An 18,759-nucleotide genomic window follows, 5' to 3' on the forward strand; every position below is an offset into this window, starting at 1 on the left:
CTCCGACCGCTATTTATTTAGCAATATTATACAGTAAAAAGATAAAGAGCGTCAATGCTTCAACGCTCTCCTCTTCTTAATTTTTCTAATTTTTCTGTAATATCTTTACTAAATATCTTTCGCATGGCGGGTTGCTTTTCTTTTGTGTCTTGTGTACGCCTTCTTACTTGTTGCTCCATCGCTTGTACTTCCAACTCCAATTCACGTGCAGATTTCCGAAGAGCACCTTGCGCAAATATAACCCATTGTTCCGTATAATCAGAAGTCGCAACATATATTTGCGTATTTATATTTCTAAGCTCAATCGCAAGCTGCTCTATCTTTTCATCTGCAGTTTGATTCTTCCTCGTGAATATGACTTCCACACGCGATTGTTTCATCTTTTTTTCAATACCTTGGACTGTATAAGCATCAAAAACTATCATTACCTTTGTACCTGTGTATCCTTGGTAATCCGCCATCTTATCAATCAGTGCATCTCTTGATGATTGCAAATCTACATCCCGTAGTTTCTTCAAGTCTCCCCAAGCTCCGATAATGTTGTAACCGTCAACGATTAAAATATCGTTCATTTTTTATTTACCAATTTCGTGACGCTTACGATATACCTCATACATTAACAAACTTGCGGCTACTGAAGCATTTAAGGATGTAACTTTACCGACCATCGGTAAAGTAATTAAGAAATCACATTTTTCACCAATAATACGACTCATACCTTTTCCTTCACTTCCAATTACTAATCCAATTGGCATTTTACCATCTAAATTACGGTAATCCGTTTTCCCTTTTGCATCTGTACCAGCAATCCAAAGTCCACGTTCTTTTAATTCATCGATTGTACGAGATAAATTCGTTACACGTGCAACAGGAATATATTCAATTGCTCCAGTCGATGCTTTCGCAACTGATGCAGTAAGTCCCACAGCTCTTCTTTTCGGAATAATAATTCCATGAGCTCCTGTTGCATCCGCAGTACGCATAATAGAACCTAGGTTATGCGGGTCTTCAATTTCATCTAAAATTAAGAAGAACGGATCTTCGTTACGCTTCTCTGCCACTTTAAATAGATCTTCTAGCTCAGCATATTGATATGCAGCCACTTGAGCAATTACACCTTGATGGTTCCCCTCAACTAATTGATCTAACTTCTTCTTTGGTGCATGTTGTAAAATAATCTTATTTTCTTTCGCTAGTGCTAGTACAATTTGTATCTGTCCTTTGGCAGCACCTTCCGCGATCCAAATTTTATTAATATCTCTTCCTGAGCGTAACGCTTCAATTACAGGGTTACGTCCGATAATATATTCACTACTCATGATGATGTGCCCCCTTCCTTTTCTTCTAAAACAGCAATTGCCTTATATACAATTTCGTCTAATCTTTCACGATTATTTAATAAGTGATGATAGCCAATTAGCGCTTCAAAGGCTGTACTATATCGATATGTTTGTACATCAGTATTTTTCGGGACAGTACCTGAATTTGCATTACGCCCTCTTCTTAGTACCGCCTCTTCTTCCTCTGTTAAAAATGCTGTCTCTAATAAATGATAAACAACTTTCGCCTGTGCTTTTGCCGAAACAAAGCTTGTCCCTAATCGATGCAATTGATTCGGACGAACTTTCCCTTTTTGAAGTAGGTGATAGCGGATATATTGTTCATATACCGCATCACCCATATATGCTAACGCTAAGCTGTTTAATTGCTTTGCATCAATCATTCTTATCCTCTTTTCCATCTTGTACCTTGAGCGGTATCTTCTAAAATAATATTACGGTCTTTTAAATCATCGCGAATTTGATCCGATAACGCAAAATCACGATTTTTACGAGCTTCAATGCGCTTTTGAATAAGTACCTCAATTTCTTCATCAAGCAACTCTTCTTTCGCTAATTCTAACCCTAAAATATCAAATAATGTTTCAAGTTGTTTTACGTATGCTTCAATTACAACTGTAGACGTATGTTCTTCCAGTAAATATTGATTTGCATGATTTGCTACATTATATAACTCAGTGATTGCATTAGCAGTGTTGAAATCATCATTCATTGCTTCTTCAAATGCAGTCTGGAATTTTTCCAGTTCCGCTAACCATTTCTCATTATGATCTGTTAAATCAGTACTACTTTCCATACGGTGTTTTAAATTACCGTAAGCCGTTTTAATTCTTTCCAGTCCATTATTTGTGCTTTGTAGTAAATCTTCACTGAAATTAATTGGGTGACGGTAATGTACCGATAGCATAAAGAATCTAATTAGCTGTGGATCATATTGTTTAATGATATCGTGAACTAAAATGAAGTTCCCCAGTGACTTAGACATCTTCTCATTATTAATATTAATATATCCATTGTGCATCCAATAACGTGCAAATGTTTTTCCTGTTAATGCCTCAGACTGCGCAATTTCATTCTCATGATGAGGAAATGCCAAGTCTTGACCACCAGCATGAATATCGATTGTATCTCCTAAGTATTTACGCGCCATTGCTGAGCATTCAATATGCCAGCCTGGGCGACCTTTCCCCCAAGGGCTTTCCCAGAAGATTTCTCCTTCTTTCGCAGCTTTCCATAAAGCAAAATCAAGAGGGTCTTGTTTCTTTTCTCCTACTTCAATGCGCGCACCGTGACGTAAGTCGGCGATTGGTTGATGCGATAATTTACCGTATCCTTCAAATTCCTTCGTTCTAAAGTACACATCACCTTCTGATTCATATGCATATCCTTTATTCACAAGTTCTTGAATAAACTCAATAATGATATCCATATTTTCCGTTACACGCGGATGAACTGTTGCATGTTTGCAACCTAGTGCCGTTACATCTTCAAAATACGCTTCAACGAAACGGTCAGCAATTGTCGGCACATCTTCACCTAATTCATTTGCTGCTTTAATTAATTTATCATCTACGTCAGTAAAGTTAGATACATACTGCACATCATACCCTTTATATTCTAAATAACGGCGTACCGTATCAAATACCATAGGTGGTCTTGCATTCCCAATGTGAATATAGTTATAAACTGTAGGTCCACACACATACATCTTTACCTTATTTTCTTCTAATGGAGTAAACTCTTCCTTTTGACGCGTTAACGTATTATAAATGTGAATAGTCATTTTTATCCTTCCTTTCTACCTTTACTTCAAGTTGTTTTTTCAATTTATCAAGTTCTACTTCCATGACCTTTAACTTATCAAAAATTGGGTCTGGAAGGTCAGAATGATTTAATTCTTGACCGATCTTTACTCCATTTTGAATAACGACTCGGCCAGGTATACCTACAACTGTAGAATGTGCAGGCACTTCTTTTAATACGACAGACCCTGCTCCAATTTTAGAATTCTCTCCAACTGTAATAGAACCTAGTACTTTAGCACCTGTTGCAATTAGTACATTATCCTGAATTGTAGGATGCCTCTTCCCCTTTTCTTTACCCGTACCACCTAATGTAACACCTTGATAGATCGTTACATTATCACCAATTTCGCACGTTTCTCCAATTACAACCCCCATTCCATGATCTATGAAAAAACGACGACCAATTGTTGCTCCTGGATGAATCTCAATACCAGTAAAGAAACGACTAACTTGTGAGATCCAACGTGCAATAAAGAAGAAATTCTTTTTATAAAAAGCATGTGCAATTCGATGGGCCCAAACTGCATGTAATCCAGAGTAAGTCAAAATGACTTCGAAATAACTTCTTGCCGCTGGATCCTGTTCAAAAACGACTTCAATATCTTCCCGAAGCCTCTTAAACATCGATGTTCCCTCCCCTTTATGGGCTGCTTTTTCGAGTGAACTAACTCCCTTTACTCCCTACTTATCCCCCTAAATCTTTATACACAGGGATAAAACTTATACTCATATCCACTTTTACGGTATAAAAAAAGACGCCTCTGTCATATTGACAGAGACGCCTTATAAGCGCGGTTCCACTCTGTTTAGGCTAAAAAAAGCCTCAAACTCATCTATGATAACGGTGTACACCGCTTCTGCTTACTTTACGCCCTAAGACGTTTCACAAAACAATTCGCTGTTCAGCAGAAGACTCGAAGGGGCATTTCAAAAATCCGCTTATAAACCACTTCCAGCCTAAAGGTGGTTCTCTCTGTAAAAAGCCTGATTTTCTACTTCTCCTTCTCGTCGCTTTTCCTTATTAGGTTTTAAGTATACTTATTATATTTCTAAATCTAGAAAATGTTAACCAATTACTTTTTGAAGACGATTTAAAACTTTTTCTTTTCCAAGAAGTGCAATAGCATTAGGAAGCTCTGGGCCATGTGTTTGACCAGTAGTTGCAACACGGATTGGCATAAATAAGTTTTTACCTTTATGACCTGTTTCCTTTTGCACTGCTTTAATAGCCGCCTTAATTGCTGCTGGTTCCATCGCTTCTAGGGCTTCTACTTGACCCGCAAATGCACGAAGTACTTCTGGTACTTGTTCACCTTTTAATACTTCTTGTCCTTCTTCTTCATAATCAACATGATCTTTGAAGAACATTTCAGAAAGCTCTACAATTTCAGCTCCAAAACTCATTTGTTCATGATATAACGCAATTACATCACGAATCCAAGCTTGTTCTTGTTCACTTAAAGTTTCACCTATACGTCCAGCTTTCACTAGATGCGGTAAACTTAACTCTACCACCATATCTAAGTCTTGCTTTTTCATATATTGGTTGTTCATCCATTTTAGTTTTTGAGAATCAAATAATGCAGGCGATTTTGATAAACGAGCTGCATCGAACATTTTGATAAACTCATCTTGAGAGAAGATTTCCTCTTCTCCTACTGGCGACCAACCTAATAGTGCAATAAAGTTAAAGATTGCTTCTGGAAGATATCCAAGCTCTTTATATTGCTCAATAAATTGAATAATAGATTCATCACGCTTACTTAACTTTTTACGGCTTTCGTTTACAATTAAAGTCATATGACCAAATTGCGGAATATCCCAACCGAAAGCTTCGTAAATCATCATTTGTTTTGGCGTATTTGAAATATGATCATCACCACGGAGTACATGTGTAATCTCCATTAAGTGATCATCTACTGCTACCGCAAAGTTATAAGTTGGAATTCCATCTTTTTTCACGATAACGAAATCACCGAAATCATTTGAATGGAATGCAACTTCATCTTTTACGATATCTTTAAACGTGTAGTCGCGATCAACCGGTACACGGAAACGAATACTCGGAATGCGGCCTTCAGCCTCAAATCCCTTCATTTGCTCCTCAGTTAAATCACGGTGGTTTCCAGCATAACGCGGTGTTTCACCACGAGAGATTTGCCCTTCACGCTCTGCTTCTAGCTCTTCTTCTGTCATATAACATTTGTAAGCTAAACCGCGCTCTAATAAATCTTCATATAATTTTTTATAAATATCTAAACGCTCTGTTTGACGATATGGGCCAAATTCACCACCAACATCAACACCTTCATCCCAGTCCATACCGAGCCATTTCAAGTATTTTAATTGGCTTTCTTCTCCACCAGCAACATTACGTTTCACATCAGTATCTTCAATACGAATAATAAACTTACCATCTTGATGACGAGCAAATAAATAATTAAATAATGCCGTACGCGCATTTCCGATATGTAAGTGTCCTGTTGGACTTGGCGCATAGCGCACTCTCACTTGCTTTTCCATAATTGGTACACCTTCCATTCTTAATGTCAACACATTCTATAATTGTACACCAAAAAAATGTGATTATCCATCTTACGAATTAAAAACCATTATTTTTTCTGTAATAAAACAACTGCTTGAGAAGCAATTCCTTCTTCTCTACCTGTAAATCCTAATTTTTCTGTTGTTGTTGCTTTTACATTGATATTGTCAATAGACGTTTCTAATAGTTCACTAATACGTTTACGCATACTTTCAATATGTGGTGCCATCTTTGGCTTTTGAGCAATAATTGTACAATCTAGATTCCCTAACTCGTAACCTTGTTCACGTACAAATTCCCAAACCTTTTGCAGCAATACAGCTGAATCAGCATCTTTAAAAGCAGGATCTGTATCAGGGAAATGTTTTCCAATATCTCCAGCTGCAATTGCACCTAAACATGCATCCGCAATCGTATGTAACAATACGTCTGCATCTGAATGACCAATTAATCCTTTCTCATGAGGAATTGTAATTCCACCAATAATTAACGGTCTACCTTCCGCAAACTCATGCACATCAAAACCTTGTCCAATTCGAAACATTTTTTACATCCTCCTCAAGCTAAACTACAGAGCTTTATGATTCTATATTATATCGCTATCCTTATAAAGAAAAGCCCGGCTGTTGCCGAGCTTTTTTTCGCTATAATCATCACTGTCATTTCTTTTGAACATGAAGAAAACTTTCAGCAATTAATAAATCCTCTGGAGTCGTCACTTTAATATTATAGTAACTCCCCTCTACTACACCTACTTGCTTCCCGATACGTTCTACGAGGCTTGCATCATCTGTACCAAGGAAACAACCCTGTTTTGCACTTCTATGAGCTTCTAACAAAAGAGAAACAGCGAACCCTTGTGGTGTTTGTACAGCTTTAAGCTGAGATCTTTCTACCGTTTCGACAACGATACCCTGCTCTACTTTCTTAACTGTATCTTTCACTGGTACCGCACAAATGGACGCTCCATATTTTTCCGCTGCAGTTAATACATCTTGAATTACTTTATTCGTTACAAATGGACGCGCGCCGTCATGTACAAGAACATACTCAACATCACTAGTATACTGAATGGCGTTATATACACTATCTTGTCTTTCGGCTCCGCCCTGAATAAATTGTACTGGCTTTTCAATCGGATACTTCTGCATTAATTCTTCAAAATACGGACGTTCTTCTTCGTTAATTGCCATAATAATACTTTTGCATGCTTTATCTTTTTCAAAAGCACGTAACGTATGCACAATAATCGGTACTTCATTAATAAGTAAGAACAACTTGTTTTTACCAGCACCCATCCGCTTGCCTTGACCAGCTGCTGGAATAATTAATGTATACATATTAATAATCCTCTACTTATAATGCTTTTTCTAATAATTTACGTTTGGCAAAAATCATACGCCCAGCCGATGTTTGTAACACACTAGTAACAAGCACATTGAGTTGTGAACCTACATATTCTCTACCATCTTCTACTACAATCATCGTGCCATCATCTAAATATGCAACACCTTGATTTTGTTCTTTTCCATCTTTGACAACATAAACACTCAGTTCTTCACCTGGGAGTACGACAGGTTTAATTGCATTAGCTAAATCGTTAATATTTAACACCGTTACTCCTTGTAATTCAGAAACTTTGTTTAAGTTGAAATCATTCGTTACTACCGTTCCACCAGTGATTTTCGCCAACTTTACAAGTTTGCTATCCACTTCTTGAATATCATCGAAATCGCCTTCATAAATTTCTACCGGAATTGGCATCTCTTTTTGAATACGATTTAAAATATCTAATCCTCTGCGACCACGATTACGCTTTAAAGCATCAGAAGAATCGGCAATGTGCTGAAGTTCTTCTAACACGAATTGTGGAATCACAATTGTTCCTTCTAAAAACTTTGTTTGGCAAATATCAGCAATACGCCCATCGATAATTACACTCGTATCGAGAATTTTCCAATGAGTTGTAGATTCTTCTACCTCAGTTTCTTCATTCTCACTATTATTATTTTTCTTCTTCCCACGTTGTGGTAATGTAAATAATCCTAGTAATTCATTCCTCTTTTTAAACCCTACTTGGAATCCTAAATATCCAAGTAAAAGAGTAAAGAACACTTGCAACACTGTACTAATAACTGGAATTGTAAATTCACGAATTGGTATTAAAATTAAATATGCAACAATAAGACCAGAGATTAATCCTAATGTACCAAATAAAACATCCGCTACAGGCGCCTTTACAAGAGCCTCTTCAATATGCTTAATAAGTTGAACAATATAATCTACAAGCCAAAATGTTGTTAAAAATAAAATAATTGCACCAATAATTGCACGAACATACGATCCTTCCAATAATGGAACAGCACCGATGTCTAATACATTAATAACTTTTGGGATTAAGTAAATCCCTAACGCTCCGCCAATTACTAGAAAGAAGAGCTGTACAATCCGTTTTAACATCGAACCACCTCCTACTCATTATTAACCATTGTTTCGCTAATCAAAACGCCGAATGCAAAAGCGGACGTGTTTTTTTTTATAAATAGTTTTATTTACCAATATACCATATCATATACCAAAAATGTTCTAGTGTCGTTATATTATGGAATCAATGTAATATTCTTAATTGTGTCTACTCATATAGAGATGCTCTTGGATTCTTTTTAGGCCTTCTCGTATTTTCTTCGCCCTGACTTCTCCAATTCCTTCCACATCATCCAATTCATTAATAGTTGCTCGACAAACACCTTGCAAAGTCTTAAATCGATTAATTAAATTTTCAATGATAAGTGGCGGAACGCGCGAAATTTTGCTTGTGATTCGGTATCCTCTCGGCGTCACACTTTCTTCTAAACTCATTTGTCCTGGATAGCCAAGCAATTTAACTAAATCGCTATCCTCTAGAAGTTGTGTATTCGCAAGATCTTGTAACTTTTTCAAAATTTGATGATGGTCTTGTGTTTTTTCTTGATAATAATCTTTAATTAATAACGCTGCCTCTGCCTCTAAATCAGCTAGTAGTTCTGTAAGTTGTAAACGAATTAACCTACCTTCCGTTCCTAGCTCATGAATATAGCTCAATATTTCATTTTTAATCCGCAGTACCATTTCAACACTATGTAACACATGAACCACCTCGGACATTGTAACGACTTCTTCAAATTCTAGAATGCCCAAATTCGTAATACCATCATTCCATACAGCCTTATATTTTTCTAACGTTTGAATAGCTTGGTTTGCCTTTGTTAAAATAACACCTATATCCTTTAGTGTATAACGTAAATTCCCTTGATATAGTGTAATTACGTTACGTCTTTGTGAAATAGCCACAACAAGACTACCTGTCTGCTTTGCTACACGCTCTGCCGTCCGGTGGCGCATACCTGTTTCAATAGAATCAATAGATGCCTCTGGAACTAACTGTGCATTTGCAATTAAAATTTTACTTCCAGTTTCATTTAAAATAAGTGCCCCATCCATTTTTGCTAATTCGTATAAACTAGCAGGAGAGAATGCACAATTAATGTGAAATCCCCCATCAACAATACTTTTAATTTGTTCATTATACCCAAGAACAATTAGCCCCCCTGTTTGTGCGCGAAGCACGTTATCTATCCCTTCGCGCAGTGGTGTTCCTGGGGCCACGAGCTGTAAAATATTAATCATGCTTTTGACACGTTGCTTGTTTTCTTCCATAGCCTAGCCTCCTAATGTCAAACGAAGCGCTTCCCCTAAATTAGATACACCTACTACCTCAATCCCATCCGGAATTGTCCATCCCCCCAAATTTTTTCTAGGAATAATAGCACGTTGAAATCCTAATTTAGCTGCTTCTTGTACACGTTGTTCAATTCTTGATACTCTTCTTATTTCTCCAGTTAATCCTACTTCTCCTATTACTGCATCAGTTGGTGTCGTAGATTTATCTCTAAAACTTGAAGCAATACTTAAAGCCACAGCTAAATCAATTGCTGGTTCATCTAACTTCAAACCACCTGCTACTTTTAAATATGCGTCTTGGTTTTGCAATAATAAACCTGTTCTTTTTTCTAGCACTGCCATAATAAGCGATACACGGTTATGATCAATTCCCGTCGCCATTCTTCGAGGGTTTCCAAAACTAGTAGGGGAGATTAATGCTTGTATTTCTACTAAAACCGGTCTTGTTCCTTCCATTGAGGCAACTACTGTTGATCCTGCGACTCCAACGGGTCTTTCCTCAAGAAAAATTTCAGAAGGGTTTAAGACTTCCGCAAGACCAAGCTCTTTCATTTCAAAAATACCCATTTCATTCGTGGAACCAAAACGATTCTTCACAGCTCGCAAGATACGATATGTATGATGACGATCTCCTTCAAAGTAAAGAACTGCATCGACCATATGTTCTAACATACGAGGTCCTGCAATTGCCCCCTCTTTTGTTACATGTCCGACGATAAAAATAGGAATTCCTTTCGTTTTTGCAAGTTTCATTAATTCCGCTGTACATTCACGTACTTGCGCTACACTTCCTGGGGCTGACGTCACTTCAGGTAAATGTATCGTTTGAATAGAGTCAATAACAACAAAAGCTGGATTCATCTCTTCAATGTGCGCTGCAATTCGCTGTAGATCAGTTTCTGCTACAACAAATAGATTACTACCCTTTACATGCAAACGATCTGCACGAAGTTTAATCTGCTTTGCTGACTCCTCACCTGATATGTATAGTACATCATATGAAGAATCTGCTAATTGCGATGAAATTTGTAATAACAATGTTGATTTCCCAATCCCAGGGTCTCCACCAATAAGTACTAAGGATCCATCTACAATCCCACCACCAAGTACACGGTTAAACTCTTGGAATTTCGTTTCAATACGTGCCTCAGATTTTGTTTCTACTTCTGTTAGGCGTCTTGGTTTTGTTACTTCCGATTGAATTGCATTGGCATAATTAAGCCGTCTTGATGATACAACCGGTTCCATCTCTTCAACAAGCGTATTCCATTGACCACAACCAGGGCATTTCCCCATATATTTTGGTGACTGATAACCACACTCTTGACATGTGAATTTTGTTTTCTTTTTAGCCATATCGTTTTATATTTCACTTCACTTTCATCTATAAACAGTTTATCCTTCTCGTACAAGAAAGAGGGCTATCTCGTAGCCCTCTTAGTTTGTCTATACTTATTTTACCTTTTCAGCGCTATGAATGACAAATGATTCCCCTTCAACATCAAAGATAACTTTTTGTCCTTTCTCAATAGCACCTTTTAAAAGTTCTTCCGATAGTCTATCTTCTACATGTTTCTGAATTGCTCTACGAAGCGGACGAGCACCATATTCTCGGTCAAATCCTTTATCAGCAATGGCTGAAATCGCTCCTTCTGTTAAATGCAATTCAATCTCTTGCTCTTTTAAGCGCTTCACTAACTGATTCACCATAAGTGTTACAATCTCTTGAATATGTTTTTTCTCAAGCATATGGAACACGATAATTTCATCAATACGGTTTAAGAATTCTGGACGAAATGCCTTTTTCAGTTCATCCATTACTTTACCTTTCATATCTGAATAATCGCGGCTCTCATCTTGTACGTTAAATCCAAGATGTTTATTACGTTTTAACGCATCTGCACCAACGTTAGATGTCATAATAACAATTGTATTACGGAAATCAACTGTACGCCCTTTAGAATCCGTTAAGCGACCATCTTCTAATACTTGTAGTAAAATGTTAAACACATCAGGATGAGCTTTCTCTACTTCATCTAACAGGACAACTGAATATGGCTTACGGCGAACCTTTTCTGTTAATTGTCCACCTTCTTCATATCCAACATATCCTGGAGGAGATCCAACTAAACGAGAAGTCGAATGCTTCTCCATGTACTCAGACATATCGATGCGAATCATTGCATCCTCATCACCGAACATAGATTCTGCTAATGCTCTTGCTAGTTCTGTTTTACCTACACCTGTTGGTCCTAAGAAAATAAATGAACCAATCGGACGTTTCGGATCTTTCAATCCTGCTCTAGCACGACGAACAGCTTTCGCTACAGCTACTACCGCTTCATCTTGACCAATAACACGGTTGTGAAGAATGGATTCTAAGTTTAATAATTTATCAGTCTCTGTTTGTGCAAGTTTAGAAACCGGTATACGAGTCCACGTAGAAACGACATTTGCAATATCTTCTACTGTCACTTCTGAGTTTTCTTTTCCTTGTTGCTCTTTCCATTGACGCTTCGTATCTTCTAACTTTTCACGTAAGCGTTGTTCCATATCACGTAAGGAAGCAGCTTTTTCAAATTCTTGACTTTGCACAGCTGCATCTTTTTCTTTTCTAATTTCCTCAAGTTTTACTTCAAGCTCTTTTAGATTTGGTGGTGTTGTATAAGAGCGTAAGCGAACCTTTGAAGCAGCTTCATCAATTAAATCAATTGCTTTATCTGGTAAGAAACGATCTGTAATATAGCGGTCTGAAAGCTTTACAGCTGCATCAATTGCATCATCTGTAATAGATACACGGTGATGCGCTTCGTAACGATCACGTAAACCTTTCAATATTTGAGTTGATTCGTCTAAACTTGGCTCATCAACGTGAATTGGTTGGAAACGTCTTTCTAAAGCCGCGTCTTTTTCAATATATTTACGATATTCATCTAAGGTTGTCGCCCCGATACATTGTAACTCTCCGCGTGCTAAAGATGGTTTTAAAATGTTCGATGCATCAATTGCACCTTCTGCTCCACCTGCACCAATTAATGTATGAAGTTCATCAATAAATAGAATAATGTTTCCAGCTTGACGGATTTCATCCATAACTTTCTTTAAACGATCTTCAAATTCACCACGATATTTCGTTCCAGCTACAACTGTACCCATATCTAGTGTCATAACACGCTTATCTCTTAATGTTTCAGGAACTTCATTATTTACAATTTGTTGTGCTAATCCTTCTGCAATTGCCGTTTTACCTACACCAGGTTCTCCAATTAATACAGGATTGTTTTTTGTTCTACGGCTTAAAACTTCAATTACACGTTGAATTTCTTTACCACGACCGATAACAGGATCTAGACGATTTTCACGTGCAACAACTGTTAAATCACGTGCTAAGCTATCCAGTGTCGGTGTATTTGCATTCGTTGAAGAACCACCTTGGTGACCTGAACTTGCTTCATTACTTCCAAGAAGTTGCAATACTTGTTGTCTTGCCTTATTTAGGCTAACGCCTAAGTTATTTAAAACACGTGCTGCTACACCTTCACCTTCACGGATTAAACCAAGTAAGATATGTTCTGTTCCAACGTAAGAATGACCTAATTTACGAGCTTCATCCATAGACAACTCAATAACCTTTTTAGCACGCGGTGTATAATGTACAGTTTGAGAAGCTTCTGTTCCGCGTCCAATTAACGCTTCTACCTCTTTTTGAACCTTCTCTGGACTTAACCCAAGAGCAATTAACGCTTTTGCTGCAATTCCTTCCCCTTCGCGTACAAGCCCAAGTAAAATGTGTTCTGTTCCAATATTATTATGCCCAATACGAATTGCTTCCTCTTGAGATAAAGCTAATACTTTCTGTGCTCTTTCTGTAAATCTTCCAAACATCATAGAAATCGCCTCCTACTTGCGCTTAGTTTTTTTCAATACGTAATCGCTCACGGATTAAGGTTGCTCTTCGATAATCTCTTTCTTCTGGTCCTAAAGGTCCGCCTGCATATTGTTGTAAAATGCCTGGTTGTGTAAGAACCATTAGCTCAGTCAAAATATTTCTCGATACACCTTTTATATATCCTAAATCAATACCAAGTCGTACATCTGATAAGCAAGTGGCCGCTTCTGCAGATTGAATTAACCGACTGTTTGCTAGTATGCCATAAGAGCGATAAACCTTATCTTCAAGCTCAATACTTGAATTTTGTACAATTAATTCTCTAGCCATTTTTTCTTGCTGTATGATTTGTTGAATGACACTTTTTAAATCTGCAATAATATCTTCTTCAGATTTTCCTAGCGTCATTTGATTTGACACTTGAAATATATTACCTAACGCTTCGCTACCTTCACCGTATATTCCTCTTACTACTAACCCTAATTTTTGAATTACTTGTATAATGCGGCTAATTCTTTTCGTTAAAACGAGTCCCGGTAAGTGAATCATTACGGAAGCCCTCAATCCTGTACCAACGTTAGTAGGGCAGCTCGTTATATATCCAAGTGATTCATCAAAAGCATATTCAACCTCTTCCTCTATCCAATTATCTATTTGATTGGCACTTTGAATGGCCTCTGATAACTGTAACCCCGAAAATAAGCACTGTATCCTAATGTGGTCTTCTTCATTAAGCATAACACTAATATGTTCGCTTTCTGATAATAGACATGCTCCATATTCTGTTCCTGCAAGGTTAGGACTAATTAAATGCTTTTCAACTAATACTCTCCTTTGAAGAGGCGTTAATTCATTCATTTTTAATAGTTCAAAATCTCCAAAAGGTTCTACCGTTTTATTTATAAATTCCTTTTTAAATAATTCATGAATCTGTCTAGCTTCTTCTTCGTTTTGCATAGTAGAGAATTGATATTTTTTAAAATTACGAGCCAAACGAATTCGACTACTTAAAACAATATCAGAATCAGGGCCATCCCCCTTCATCCATGGACTAATCGCTTCATTCATAATTTTGTCCAGTGACATAGAACTATTCCCCCTCTCTATGCTCACTAAGCTGATTTTCAAGACCTCGAATATTATCCCTTACTTCAGCAGCTTTCTCAAACTCCTCTTTCTGTACGTATTGTTTCAGAATGAGTTTTAGTTCATCTAATTCTTTCTTTAAGTGAAGATTTCCTTCTATACGTTCCGGAATTTTTCCACAATGATCTGTATGTCCACCGTGCAGACGTTTTAATAATGGCTTTAAATGTTCCTTAAATGTATCGTAACAAGAAGCACATCCAAACCGTCCCACCTTTGTAAATTGCTCATATGTCATCTTACAATCTGGACACCTTAATATACTTGTATTCGAAAGCCCGTTTTGTCCTTCTTCAAACATTGTTGATTCACCGTGTAATAACCCAGCAAATAAATCATGGAATGAAAAGTTAGACTGCGGTGATTGAAAGAAAGACGTATAGCCACTTTGTTCTGCACATTGCTCACAAAGATGAACTTCCGTCTTCTTTTCGTTGATTACTTTTGTATAATGTAAAGTTGCTGGTCTTATATTACAGTTTTGACAAGTCATCACTATCCCCACCTTTACAATAGGAACGATCTATCTGATAGTACTTTTCATACATTACTAGATTGTTCACTTTCCTTTACTTGTTTAAATAAAAGTGCGTGTTCTTTTTTCAAAACCTCTACAATATTTAACTGCCTTATCTCTTAGTTATTATTCTTTTACAAAAGCTATATTTATTTATATTTCAGTGTTCTTAACATTGCGCATAATATTCGAGCCCTAAGTTCATCTCGAGAAGGAACATCCATTGATAATACAGAACGATCCAGTACACTTAACATAAGTTTAGCTTCACGATTTGTTATGATTCCCTCTTCTATTAAACGTATAATCATACTCTCTGCATTCCCTTGCGCAACGCTATGATCAATCATATGAAGCATTTGATCGATCATGTCTATATCGTCATGCAGTTTGACTTTTATAATGCGAATGTAACCTCCTCCACCACGTTTACTTTCTACTACAAATCCTCTTTCTATCGTAAAACGGGTATTGATTACATAATTGATTTGAGATGGTACGCACTCGAATCGATCCGCAATCTCATTTCTTTTGATTTCAATCACATTATTATTACTTAAGTCAATAACTTGCTTTAGATATTGCTCAATGATATCAGATATATTTCTCATTTATCCGCCACCTTTATTGACTTTGACTATCTTTGACTTTAATTATATACGTATTAATAAAATTTGCAACTCTTTTGCTTATTCACTATCCTAGCCACATTCCCCTGTATTTAATCAAAATAATAATTATTTAAACACATTTTTTAATTACTATGGATTATAAAAGAAAACACGAAAAAACACGAGTCATTTGACTCGTGTTTTTAGTCATCTGCCGCTCAGAAGCGACTTTATTAATATAACATTTCGTTATATTTTCGTCAACAACTTTTTTCAATAAGTTGTTTTTCGTTTGTTTTGCTTGTTACCTTTCGTGGCAACGAATATAAATATACCAGTTTGATTATTAAAATGCAATAGTTTTTCTAATAAAATTTTTAACTTAGTAAAAAAGTATAAAAACAGCACATTTCTTCTATATAAATATAATTTCTCGCACCATCAAGAGCTACTATCCCTACGTAGCTCATAATCAAATAAAAAAAGCTTTGGAGAAATCTCCAAAGCTTAGTCTTGTTTATGACGCATAGCAGGGAATAATAATACATCACGAATAGATGGTGCATTCGTTAACAACATAACAAGACGATCAATACCAATTCCTAGACCACCTGTAGGAGGCATACCGTACTCAAGAGCTTCAATATAATCATCATCCATCATGTGAGCTTCATCATTACCTTGTTCGCGCTCTTTTAATTGCGCTTCAAAGCGTTCTTTTTGATCAATCGGATCATTTAGCTCAGTGAATGCATTTGCATGTTCACGTGCAACGATAAATAATTCGAAACGATCTGTGAATCGTGGATCTTCGTCATTCTTTTTCGCAAGTGGCGAAATTTCTACCGGATGACCGTAAATAAATGTTGGTTGGATTAATTTATCTTCTACTTTTCGTTCGAAGAATTCGTTTATAATATGACCAACTTCCATCGTATCCTTAATACCTACATTATGTTCTTTCGCAAGTTCACGCGCTTCTTCTACACTCATTGGATTCCAGAAATCTGCTCCTGAATGTTCCTTGATTGCATCTACCATATGAAGACGTGTCCATTCTGGTTCTAGATTAATTTCATAATCACCATATTGGATTGTTGTTGTACCTAGTACTTGCTTCGCAATATGAGCAACCATATTTTCTGTTAGTTTCATAATATCTTTATAATCAGCATACGCTTCATATAATTCAATCATTGTAAACTCTGGATTATGACGAGTTGATACACCCTCATTACGGAATACACGACCGATTTCATAAACTTTTTCTAATCCACCCACAATAAGGCGTTTTAAATGAAGTTCAATTGCGATACGCATGTATAATTCCATATCTAACGCATTATGGTGCGTAATGAAAGGACGCGCAGAAGCTCCACCTGCAATTGCATGCATCATAGGTGTTTCCACTTCAAGATAACCATTGTCATCTAAGTATCTTCTCATTTCACGAATGATTTTACTGCGAGTAACGAATGTTTCACGGCTTTCCATACTTGTGATTAAGTCTAAGTAACGTTGACGGTAGCGTTGTTCAACATCTTTTAATCCATGATATTTATCCGGTAATGGACGAAGAGATTTCGTTAATAGTGTAAAGCCCGTTGCTTTCACCGAAAGTTCTCCAACGTTCGTTTTGAACACTTTACCTTCAATACCTACTAAATCACCTAAATCTGCTGTTTTAAACAATTCGTACTCTTCATCTCCAACAGCATCTTTACGAACATAAATTTGAACTTGTCCATGTAAATCTTGAATATGTGCAAATCCAGCTTTTCCTTTACCGCGTTTTGTCATAATACGACCAGCGATAGAAACAGAGATTTCTTTCTCTTCTAATTCTTCTTTAGAGAACTCTCCATATAAGCTTAATAAGTCATTTGTTGCATTTGTACGTTCAAATCGTTTACCAAACGGATCGATTCCTTGCTCACGTAAGTTATGTAACTTTTCACGACGAACAAGCAATTGGTCGTTTAATTCTTCGTGGTTCATGTTATCCATGGTATTGATATCACTCCAGCTCTATTAATTTTTACAATATATACAGTATAGCATTTTCTACTCAACTAGAAAAACTGCCAGCAACTAGCTGGCAGTTCTTCTTTCTTTCACGTAATTATAGGAAGTGTATAGAAGAATGTCAATCTTCCCTATCTATTATTAACCAACGTGAATTGTTTGTTGTTTCGCTTCTACTTCTTCTACAAATGCACCTAATACATTCGCAAGGTCCTCACGCGTATTACAAGCATTGATACCATTACGTACAGTTGCATTACCACGAACACCCTTTAAATACCAAGCTGCATGCTTTCTCATCTCTCTTACAGCGACATTTTCGTTCTTTAAATCGATAAGACGATCTAGATGCAACATACATACGTCAATTTTCTCACGCACTGTCGGTTCCGGCATTAATTCACCTGTTTCCAAATACTTTACCGTACGATAAATCATCCACGGGTCCCCAAGGGCAGCGCGACCAATCATAACACCGTCTACACCAATTTCATCAAGCATACGCTTTGCATCTTGTGGCGTTTCGACATCACCATTTCCGATAACCGGGATATTTACAGCTTGCTTTACTTGTTTAATAATATCCCAATCCGCTTTCCCTTCATACATTTGTACTCGTGTACGTCCATGAACTGCTACTGCTTGTCCGCCAGCACGCTCAACAGCTTTTGCATTCTCAATTGCAAAAATATGATCTGCATCCCAACCAATACGCATCTTAACTGTAACCGGCTTTTCAACAGCATCTACAACTGCCGCTACCATTTCATATATTTTATTTGGGTCTAAAAGCCACTTTGCTCCCGCGTCACACTTAATGATTTTCGGTACTGGGCAACCCATATTAATATCAATAATGTCCGCTGTCGTATATTTATCTACGTATTTCGCAGCATCTACAAGAGTTTCTTTCTCTCCACCAAAAATTTGTAAACTTAATGGCTTTTCTCTTTCATCAATATATAACATATCTAATGTTCTTTTGTTATTAAGTAATATCGCTTTATCACTTACCATTTCAGCACAAACTAAACCTGCACCAAATTCTTTTACTGTCAAACGGAATGCAGAGTTACACACTCCCGCCATCGGTGCTAATACAACCGGGTTTTTCATCTCAATATTTGCAATCTTTAACACTCGACTTACTCCTTCCTTCAT

Annotated in this window: 17 protein-coding genes and 1 other annotated feature; all 17 genes read right to left on the reverse strand. The window is 36.9% G+C overall.

Annotated elements, in window-relative coordinates:
• Positions 1–59: 59 nt before the first annotated feature.
• The 17 genes from ACUN0F_RS02750 to dusB all read right to left on the reverse strand — a co-directional run bounded on the left by ACUN0F_RS02750 (position 60) and on the right by dusB (position 18,738).
• A complete protein-coding gene (locus tag ACUN0F_RS02750) occupies positions 60–572 on the reverse strand; it encodes an NYN domain-containing protein (protein WP_000997888.1) in 513 nt (170 codons plus the stop codon).
• Positions 573–575: 3 nt separating this feature from the next.
• Positions 576–1,319, reverse strand: coding sequence for a 23S rRNA (guanosine(2251)-2'-O)-methyltransferase RlmB (rlmB, locus tag ACUN0F_RS02755; protein ID WP_000093757.1), 744 nt, complete (start codon positions 1,317–1,319; stop codon positions 576–578).
• Positions 1,316–1,723, reverse strand: a complete 408-nt coding sequence (locus tag ACUN0F_RS02760) for a Mini-ribonuclease 3 (protein ID WP_000564263.1) — start codon at positions 1,721–1,723, stop codon at positions 1,316–1,318. The genes rlmB and ACUN0F_RS02760 overlap by 4 nt, the downstream gene beginning before the upstream one ends.
• A gap of 2 nt (positions 1,724–1,725) precedes the next feature.
• Positions 1,726–3,123 carry a cysteine--tRNA ligase gene (cysS, locus tag ACUN0F_RS02765; protein ID WP_000152264.1) on the reverse strand — a complete coding sequence of 466 codons (1,398 nt, stop codon included), beginning with the start codon at positions 3,121–3,123 and terminating at the stop codon, positions 1,726–1,728.
• Entirely contained in the window at positions 3,104–3,769 is a 666-nt protein-coding gene (gene cysE / locus ACUN0F_RS02770) for a serine O-acetyltransferase (protein ID WP_000476500.1), read from the reverse strand. Before cysE ends, cysS begins: the two co-directional genes overlap by 20 nt.
• A 147-nt stretch (positions 3,770–3,916) precedes the next feature.
• Positions 3,917–4,163: a binding site (T-box leader), on the reverse strand.
• 47 nt (positions 4,164–4,210) lie between these two features.
• The gene (gene gltX, locus ACUN0F_RS02775; protein WP_000415158.1) at positions 4,211–5,668 is read right to left on the reverse strand and encodes a glutamate--tRNA ligase; all 1,458 of its coding nucleotides are present in this window, start codon (positions 5,666–5,668) and stop codon (positions 4,211–4,213) included.
• Between the two features lie 89 nt (positions 5,669–5,757).
• Positions 5,758–6,234: a 2-C-methyl-D-erythritol 2,4-cyclodiphosphate synthase gene (gene ispF / locus ACUN0F_RS02780; RefSeq protein WP_000488386.1), complete on the reverse strand. Its 477-nt coding sequence runs from the start codon at positions 6,232–6,234 to the stop codon at positions 5,758–5,760.
• 115 nt (positions 6,235–6,349) lie between these two features.
• Positions 6,350–7,030: a 2-C-methyl-D-erythritol 4-phosphate cytidylyltransferase gene (gene ispD / locus ACUN0F_RS02785; protein WP_000288298.1), complete on the reverse strand. Its 681-nt coding sequence runs from the start codon at positions 7,028–7,030 to the stop codon at positions 6,350–6,352.
• A 16-nt stretch (positions 7,031–7,046) separates the two neighbouring features.
• Positions 7,047–8,150, reverse strand: coding sequence for a PIN/TRAM domain-containing protein (locus ACUN0F_RS02790; RefSeq protein ID WP_000919686.1), 1,104 nt, complete (start codon positions 8,148–8,150; stop codon positions 7,047–7,049).
• A gap of 162 nt (positions 8,151–8,312) precedes the next feature.
• A complete protein-coding gene (gene disA, locus ACUN0F_RS02795; RefSeq protein ID WP_000392165.1) occupies positions 8,313–9,386 on the reverse strand; it encodes a DNA integrity scanning diadenylate cyclase DisA in 1,074 nt (357 codons plus the stop codon).
• 3 nt (positions 9,387–9,389) lie between these two features.
• Positions 9,390–10,766, reverse strand: coding sequence for a DNA repair protein RadA (radA, locus tag ACUN0F_RS02800; protein WP_001085205.1), 1,377 nt, complete (start codon positions 10,764–10,766; stop codon positions 9,390–9,392).
• A 96-nt stretch (positions 10,767–10,862) separates the two neighbouring features.
• Positions 10,863–13,298: an ATP-dependent protease ATP-binding subunit ClpC gene (clpC, locus tag ACUN0F_RS02805; protein WP_000971181.1), complete on the reverse strand. Its 2,436-nt coding sequence runs from the start codon at positions 13,296–13,298 to the stop codon at positions 10,863–10,865.
• A gap of 22 nt (positions 13,299–13,320) precedes the next feature.
• On the reverse strand, positions 13,321–14,385 hold the full coding sequence (locus ACUN0F_RS02810; RefSeq protein ID WP_046958121.1) for a protein arginine kinase: 1,065 nt from the start codon (positions 14,383–14,385) through the stop codon (positions 13,321–13,323).
• A gap of 4 nt (positions 14,386–14,389) precedes the next feature.
• Entirely contained in the window at positions 14,390–14,938 is a 549-nt protein-coding gene (locus ACUN0F_RS02815; RefSeq protein ID WP_000128404.1) for a UvrB/UvrC motif-containing protein, read from the reverse strand.
• 173 nt (positions 14,939–15,111) lie between these two features.
• The gene (ctsR, locus tag ACUN0F_RS02820) at positions 15,112–15,573 is read right to left on the reverse strand and encodes a transcriptional regulator CtsR (RefSeq protein ID WP_001244556.1); all 462 of its coding nucleotides are present in this window, start codon (positions 15,571–15,573) and stop codon (positions 15,112–15,114) included.
• A gap of 507 nt (positions 15,574–16,080) precedes the next feature.
• Complete coding sequence (gene lysS / locus ACUN0F_RS02825) at positions 16,081–17,580, reverse strand: lysine--tRNA ligase (RefSeq protein ID WP_445539102.1); 1,500 nt, start codon at positions 17,578–17,580, stop codon at positions 16,081–16,083.
• 159 nt (positions 17,581–17,739) lie between these two features.
• Positions 17,740–18,738, reverse strand: a complete 999-nt coding sequence (gene dusB / locus ACUN0F_RS02830; protein ID WP_000912237.1) for a tRNA dihydrouridine synthase DusB — start codon at positions 18,736–18,738, stop codon at positions 17,740–17,742.
• Positions 18,739–18,759: the final 21 nt, after the last annotated feature.

The organism is Bacillus sp. 1A (assembly GCF_052682215.1).

What these genes read in the sequence shown, in the direction of transcription:
- ACUN0F_RS02750 (WP_000997888.1), bottom strand. Translation starts at nt 572, where the DNA reads ATGAACGATATTTTAATCGTTGACGGTTACAACATTATCGGAGCTTGG.
- rlmB (WP_000093757.1), bottom strand. Translation starts at nt 1,319, where the DNA reads ATGAGTAGTGAATATATTATCGGACGTAACCCTGTAATTGAAGCGTTA.
- ACUN0F_RS02760 (WP_000564263.1), bottom strand. Translation starts at nt 1,723, where the DNA reads ATGATTGATGCAAAGCAATTAAACAGCTTAGCGTTAGCATATATGGGT.
- cysS (WP_000152264.1), bottom strand. Translation starts at nt 3,123, where the DNA reads ATGACTATTCACATTTATAATACGTTAACGCGTCAAAAGGAAGAGTTT.
- cysE (WP_000476500.1), bottom strand. Translation starts at nt 3,769, where the DNA reads ATGTTTAAGAGGCTTCGGGAAGATATTGAAGTCGTTTTTGAACAGGAT.
- gltX (WP_000415158.1), bottom strand. Translation starts at nt 5,668, where the DNA reads ATGGAAAAGCAAGTGAGAGTGCGCTATGCGCCAAGTCCAACAGGACAC.
- ispF (WP_000488386.1), bottom strand. Translation starts at nt 6,234, where the DNA reads ATGTTTCGAATTGGACAAGGTTTTGATGTGCATGAGTTTGCGGAAGGT.
- ispD (WP_000288298.1), bottom strand. Translation starts at nt 7,030, where the DNA reads ATGTATACATTAATTATTCCAGCAGCTGGTCAAGGCAAGCGGATGGGT.
- ACUN0F_RS02790 (WP_000919686.1), bottom strand. Translation starts at nt 8,150, where the DNA reads ATGTTAAAACGGATTGTACAGCTCTTCTTTCTAGTAATTGGCGGAGCG.
- disA (WP_000392165.1), bottom strand. Translation starts at nt 9,386, where the DNA reads ATGGAAGAAAACAAGCAACGTGTCAAAAGCATGATTAATATTTTACAG.
- radA (WP_001085205.1), bottom strand. Translation starts at nt 10,766, where the DNA reads ATGGCTAAAAAGAAAACAAAATTCACATGTCAAGAGTGTGGTTATCAG.
- clpC (WP_000971181.1), bottom strand. Translation starts at nt 13,298, where the DNA reads ATGATGTTTGGAAGATTTACAGAAAGAGCACAGAAAGTATTAGCTTTA.
- ACUN0F_RS02810 (WP_046958121.1), bottom strand. Translation starts at nt 14,385, where the DNA reads ATGTCACTGGACAAAATTATGAATGAAGCGATTAGTCCATGGATGAAG.
- ACUN0F_RS02815 (WP_000128404.1), bottom strand. Translation starts at nt 14,938, where the DNA reads ATGACTTGTCAAAACTGTAATATAAGACCAGCAACTTTACATTATACA.
- ctsR (WP_001244556.1), bottom strand. Translation starts at nt 15,573, where the DNA reads ATGAGAAATATATCTGATATCATTGAGCAATATCTAAAGCAAGTTATT.
- lysS (WP_445539102.1), bottom strand. Translation starts at nt 17,580, where the DNA reads ATGGATAACATGAACCACGAAGAATTAAACGACCAATTGCTTGTTCGT.